A 6,182-nucleotide genomic window follows, 5' to 3' on the forward strand; every position below is an offset into this window, starting at 1 on the left:
GTTCCTAATTAAGTGTTGTGAATTTTAAGCTCACTAATGACAAACTTTCAAAGCAGTGTCAAACTGAAATCAAATAAAGGAGTTAATATGCTTAAACCAATTTTAATAAGTAGTGCAGTTGCATTACTAGTTAGTTTTTCGGCTAATGCTGAGAATATTCACTTTCCAGAAGAAATTGTACCACTGCAAGTGGGCGATAAAATGCTAGAAAGCTCTTTGTTTAGTCGTATTGACGATGTCGAGCTTGCTCCAGGGACCTATCAGCTTAGGCTAAAGTACACCGATTTATATGAAGATGATTATGACACGCATGAAGTTATAGAGTCGGAACCATTTTGGGTAAGCGTAACTGTTGAAGCAGGTAAAGATTATACCTTAGTGTTTAATCGTGCTGAAAATGCGGTATCTGCAAAAGTATTTGCAGAAGCCCCTCAAGTGAGTTTAAAAGCAAAAAGTAGCGCTGTTGCTAAACCTTTAAGTGTTATTTCTAACACGCAGCTAGCAAGCAATAAACCGGTAATGCAAAATACAATGCCTGCAGGACCTTCTCGTCCTAGCCAACCAATAAAGCCAATAGCACCAATTACAGGTAAAGGCATGCCAAGTGCGCCGCAAATGCTTGATTTTTGGTGGCAGCAAGCCACGGCTACGGAGCGTAAAGCTTTTTTAGAAAAAGTAAAAAAGTGAAAAAGTAAAAAACAGAAAAACAAAAGGGCCAAATTTGGCCCTTGTTAGTTTCTAATTAACGCTATTTATTCAAATAATGCGTCAATAGTACCTTGTGCAAGAGGGTGATACCCAGGGCGTGCTTTTAAGTACACGCTTTGTGCCCACTCTTTTTTACCGTTAGTGATAAGTGATTTGTATAACGGTACAATTAACTTACGACGGCCAATACCTGATAGGTGCTTATTAAGCGCAGGATAAATTGGTTGATAACCATTACCTACTGCTAGCATAAACCAAGCAAATGCACGTTCAGCATTCGTTGATTGCGTTAGATTAAATTCACTATCAAGCTCGCTCATTTTCTCTATGCTTAAATCGCGTGGTAAGTTATTTAAAAAGTGTAGCCACTCATGCACAGACCAATCAGCTGTTGGTAGTTGAGCTGCTGTTGTGTCGCCTTTTAGCCATGCTGCTGTTGCAGTATCTACTTTATCAAATGCATCTGAAGTAGGGTTTGGCGCATCACTTGGTAAGCCTGGCTCAAAAATCCATTCGTTTACTTTATCCATACTTACAACACCGGGGTACTTCTCAATTAAGTTAGCTTTTAAGTAAGTAACAAATTGCGCAGTAGTAAGCGATTTAAACGAAAACTCTTTAAAGTACGCTTTTACAAATGGGTCAAACTTATCGCGGCCATATTTGTTTTCTAGATAGATTAAAAATAACTGACCTTTAGTGTAAGGCACTGAGCTAAACGCATCGTCTGGGTCGCGGCCATTAAGTTTTAAATTAAGGCGTGTATCTGGTGCATCAATTGTTTTAATTTGTGCGCGTAAAGACGCTGAATCAAGTGCTTGTTCCATAACCGCACGGTCACGACCAAATACTTCTTCCATAATGCGGTTTTCAACGTACGAGGTAAAACCTTCGTTTAACCATAAATCTTCCCACGTTGCGTTAGTTACTAAGTTACCTGACCAAGAATGAGCAAGCTCATGGGCAATAAGGTTAACTAAGCTTTTATCACCGGCAACAACCGTTGGAGTTATGAATGATAAGCGTGGATTTTCCATGCCACCAAACGGAAAACTTGGCGGTAACATTAATAAATCGTAACGACCCCAAGCATATTCGCCGTACATCGCGTTTGTTTTATCAATCATGGCTTGGGTGTCATCAAACTCAGCAACTGAGGCATCTAAAATTGTCGGCTCAGCAAATATGCCTGTTTGATGCGACATTGCTTTAAATTCTAAGTTACCTGCGCCAATAGCAATTAGGTAAGGTGAAATTGCTTGTGGCATATCAAAAATGTAATCGCCATCTTTATAAAGCGCATCTTTGTTATCGGCACTCATTACAGCACGTATATCTTTTGGTGTATGAATTCGTGCAGAGTAAGTTACACGCATTGCGGGTGTATCTTGCACTGGGATCCAACTACGTGCATGAATTGCTTGCGATTGGCTGTACATAAATGGATGCGTTTTACTTGCCGTTTGCGTGGGTGTTAACCATTGCAGGCCTGAAGCTTCTGGACGACTGTTGTAGTAAATACGAACTACTTCAGCTTGGTTTTTAAACACAATAGTAAGCTTTGAACCTTTAACGTCATCTCGCTTAGCTAAATCAAAAGTCGCCTTTTTCCAGTTACCACTTTGATCTTTGTACATTACTTTATCAATGTCTAAGTCGCGGGTATCAAGTACAAGCGTTCTACTTTTGCTGTTGTTCCACTGAAGAGTATGCTCAACAAAACCTTCTAACTGCTTGTCGGCAAAGTCGACATCTAAATCAAGGTTTAAGTGAGTAGTAACAACATCATCAAGGTTAGCATACGAGTTTTGGTCAATCGCATTAGCCATTGCTTGCGAACACATACCCGCCATAGCGAGGCTTAAAAAAAGAGGTTTAATTTTCATCATTACTCTGAACACAAATAAAAAAGTGCTGGTTTTATATCACGATTGGCACGGTGGGTTGAGTGATTTTTACAATCTAGTGCCACATTTGCGACGATGAGGTAAACTATTGCGATTAGTTACCGGTATTTTTAGAGAGCTTTGTGGCGCATTCATTACACTCCTTACATACATTCGCATTAAACAGCCAATGCCAAAATTTTGTTGAAATTACTCAGCTTGAGCAACTTAAAACGCAAAGTTTTAGTACACCGTTTTGTTTGCTAGGCGAGGGCAGTAATACCGTATTTTTAAATGACTACATGGGTACGGTTATAAAAATAGCCTTAAAAGGGATTAAAATTACTGATCGTGAGAACGACACACTAATAACTATTGCCGCAGGCGAAAACTGGCATCAACTAGTCAGTTATTTATTAGAGAAAAATATACCCGGGCTTGAAAATTTAGCACTTATACCGGGCACAGTGGGTGCATCGCCGGTACAAAATATTGGTGCTTATGGCGTTGAGATAGCTAAATTTATTGAGTTGGTAGAATACTTTGATATAACCACTAAAACTATGCACTCACTAAATAACGAGCAATGTGAATTTGCTTACAGAGACTCAATATTTAAACATGCCCTTAAAAATAAAGCGGTGATCACGCAAGTGCATTTAGCGCTTCCAAAAAAGTGGCAACCAGTATTAAGTTATGGCCCCCTGCAGCAGCTCTCAAGCATTACCCCGCAAGCAGTATTCGATCAGGTTATAAAAACGCGCAATAGCAAATTACCTAACCCATATACACTTGCCAATGCGGGTAGCTTTTTTAAAAACCCAATAATTACTAACCAGCAGTTAGCTGAGCTATTAAAGCAGTTTGCAGATTTACCTCATTACGAATATGGGCAAAGCCATCACAAGGTCGCAGCAGGTTGGCTAATCGATAAAAGTGGTTTAAAAGGGCACCGCGAGGCCGGTGTAGAAGTGCATGAACAACAAGCGCTAGTGCTTGTTAATCACGGAAATAGTGAAGGTAGTGACCTAATAAAAATGATTAAACACATTCAGCAAGTGGTTTATATGCGCTACAACATTATGCTTGAGCACGAAGTACGTTTGATAGATTCGTGCAGCGAATGCCATATTAACGCGGAGCCTGAGCAATGAAAGCACCTGATGGAAACAAACTCGCTATTTTAAATGCACTCAACCAAGGAGGCTTTGTATCTGGGCAAGCCTTGGGTGAAAAGCTAGGAATTAGCCGAGCTGCGGTTAGTAAACATATTAAAACGTTACAAGAAATGGGCTTGGATATTTTTAAAGTGACTGGCAAAGGCTATTGTTTGAATAGTCAGGTGGGCCTTTTAAATAAAACGCAAATTGATCAACACTACAAAGCGCTAGGTGATAATACGGCCAATGTAGAAGTACACCCTATTATAGATTCGACCAACAGTGAGCTTATGCGCCGTATACAGGCTAAAACAGCGCTTGAGTCTGGGACTGTTATTGTTGCTGAAATGCAGCAAGCAGGGCGCGGCCGACGCGGCCGTGTTTGGCAATCCCCATTCGGCGCTAATTTGTATTACAGTTACTTTTGGCGTTTAGATGACGGGCTTCAAGCTGCAATGGGTGTATCAATTGCAGTAGGCCTTGCAGTTTATGATGCAATTAAAGCGTTATACCAAATTGACGTAGAGCTTAAATGGCCTAACGATATTTATATAAATAAGCAAAAGCTTGCAGGTGTATTAGTTGAACTCGACGGACAGCCGCAAGGTCCTTGTCAGCTTGTGATTGGTATAGGTATCAACTTACAAATGCCAGACAACTTTAGCCAACATATAGACCAAGCGTGGACCGACTTAAATCAACATACCCAACAGCTAGATAAAAACCAGCTAGTGGCATCGCTTACTCATCATTTAGAGCAGCGTTTAGTGCAGTATCGTCAAACAGGTTTGCAAAATATGTATGAGCAATGGAATTCACTCAATGCATTTGCTGGTGATTATGTTGAGCTTAATACAGGGCACCGAAGCTGGCGTGGAATATGTGAAGGTATTGACCCACAAGGTGGAATACGAATTCGCCAAGATGGTGAAGTAAAAAGTTATTACGGTGGGGAAGTCTCCCTCAGAAAGGCGCAAGTATGAGATTACTGATCGACGTAGGAAATACATCACTAAAAGCTGTGCTGTGGGATAACGATCAAGCACAACCAGCAGATATAAATAACCTACCTTGGTTGCAAATAACCGAAGTGATTTATGCGTGCGTAGGGCGCAGTGATTTATTAAACGATATTCTAACGCAAGCGGCTAGCAATAATATTACTTGCTTTGAAGCCAAAGTAACCAAAACGCTTGGAGATCTTGTATGCGCTTACGAGCATGTGGGTAACTTAGGCATAGACAGGTGGCTTGCGCTTATTGCAGGCTTTACATTATACCCACATAAAGCATGCATTGTTGTTGATGCAGGTACTGCGACAACAATTGATGTGCTTGATAATGAAGGTAAGCATTTAGGCGGCTGGATTTTACCTGGGCTTGATTTAATGACCTCATCGCTTACACAAAACACCCAACGTGTTTTTGATGACGGTAAAACACCATTTACTAATGAATTGGGTAAAAACACGCCAAACGGTTTAAAAAATGGTGCTTTAGTGGCAACCATCGGAGCAATTGAGCAAGCTAAACTGCATTTAACAGCTCAAAAAATAGAACAGGCAATACAAATTATTTTTGCTGGTGGCTATGGATTGCTATTACAACAACAATTTGAAGGCAGTATTTTTGATTCATTGTTAGTAATGAAGGGATTAAATTATTGGTACGAATTAACCGAAACAGCATAAAAAAGTGCAAAAAACGTGTTTTCGCGTGAATATTGAGCATTTAAACTAAAAATTTACACTTTTTTTAATTTTATTGTTGCATCCCAATAAACCTTACTCTAATATCTCGCCCCGTACTAAAGCAGTGCCGACTTAGCTCAGCTGGTAGAGCAACTGACTTGTAATCAGTAGGTCAACCGTTCGACTCGGTTAGTCGGCACCACTTTCCTTTTACCGGAAGTGAATTAGTAGAGAATTATCGTGGAGGGGTTCCCGAGCGGCCAAAGGGATCAGACTGTAAATCTGACGGCTCAGCCTTCGCTGGTTCGAATCCAGCTCCCTCCACCACTTTATTCTTGACGGTTAGAGGTAGTTTAAGAACAGATTTTTATGCGGGCATCGTATAATGGCTATTACCTCAGCCTTCCAAGCTGATGATGCGGGTTCGATTCCCGCTGCCCGCTCCAGTTCTTGTGTTGCTGATATAGCTCAGTTGGTAGAGCGCACCCTTGGTAAGGGTGAGGTCGGCAGTTCGACTCTGCCTATCAGCACCAGTCCTAAGAATCTCCTTGATTACTTCCTTTATCTGTCAGAAAATACTATTTGAAAAAATTAACTTAATCTACCTCTGGTGGATTATTTTCATATGTAATTTAGATACACAAAACTGATAGGTTCCGTCATGGCAAAAGAAAAGTTTGAACGCGTAAAACCGCACGTAAACGTTGGTACAATCGGCCACGTTGACCACGGTAAAAC

At 40.7% G+C, this 6,182-nt stretch carries 5 protein-coding genes, 4 tRNA genes and 1 pseudogene; 9 read left to right on the forward strand and 1 reads right to left on the reverse strand.

The annotated features are described in order from the left end of the window. Positions 1-87: 87 nt before the first annotated feature. Entirely contained in the window at positions 88-687 is a 600-nt protein-coding gene (locus tag WNY98_RS16405) for a DUF2057 domain-containing protein (protein ID WP_101217505.1), read from the forward strand. 65 nt (positions 688-752) lie between these two features. On the opposite strand, the gene WNY98_RS16410 is transcribed toward WNY98_RS16405, so the two are convergent. Further along, positions 753-2,594: a M1 family metallopeptidase gene (locus WNY98_RS16410; RefSeq protein WP_024599730.1), complete on the reverse strand. Its 1,842-nt coding sequence runs from the start codon at positions 2,592-2,594 to the stop codon at positions 753-755. A gap of 143 nt (positions 2,595-2,737) precedes the next feature. Between WNY98_RS16410 and murB the strand changes: the two genes are divergently transcribed. The 8 genes and pseudogenes from murB to WNY98_RS16450 all read left to right on the forward strand — a co-directional run. After that, positions 2,738-3,748 (forward strand): UDP-N-acetylmuramate dehydrogenase, encoded by a 1,011-nt coding sequence (gene murB / locus WNY98_RS16415; RefSeq protein WP_024599731.1) that lies wholly within the window; start codon positions 2,738-2,740, stop codon positions 3,746-3,748. Beyond that, positions 3,745-4,737 (forward strand): bifunctional biotin--[acetyl-CoA-carboxylase] ligase/biotin operon repressor BirA, encoded by a 993-nt coding sequence (gene birA, locus WNY98_RS16420; protein WP_342878423.1) that lies wholly within the window; start codon positions 3,745-3,747, stop codon positions 4,735-4,737. The genes murB and birA overlap by 4 nt, the downstream gene beginning before the upstream one ends. After that, positions 4,734-5,444: a type III pantothenate kinase gene (locus tag WNY98_RS16425; protein WP_342878424.1), complete on the forward strand. Its 711-nt coding sequence runs from the start codon at positions 4,734-4,736 to the stop codon at positions 5,442-5,444. The genes birA and WNY98_RS16425 overlap by 4 nt, the downstream gene beginning before the upstream one ends. Positions 5,445-5,570: 126 nt before the next feature. Continuing rightward, positions 5,571-5,646: transfer RNA gene (locus WNY98_RS16430), tRNA-Thr, on the forward strand. 40 nt (positions 5,647-5,686) lie between these two features. Then, a tRNA-Tyr gene (locus WNY98_RS16435) sits at positions 5,687-5,771 on the forward strand. A gap of 44 nt (positions 5,772-5,815) precedes the next feature. Then, positions 5,816-5,890 (forward strand) — tRNA-Gly (locus WNY98_RS16440). A gap of 11 nt (positions 5,891-5,901) precedes the next feature. Beyond that, a tRNA-Thr gene (locus WNY98_RS16445) sits at positions 5,902-5,977 on the forward strand. A 128-nt stretch (positions 5,978-6,105) separates the two neighbouring features. Further along, a pseudogene (locus WNY98_RS16450) lies at positions 6,106-6,182 on the forward strand (elongation factor Tu); the annotation flags it as partial.

Source organism: Pseudoalteromonas sp. AS71, from assembly GCF_038900275.1.
Lineage (GTDB): Bacteria > Pseudomonadota > Gammaproteobacteria > Enterobacterales > Alteromonadaceae > Pseudoalteromonas.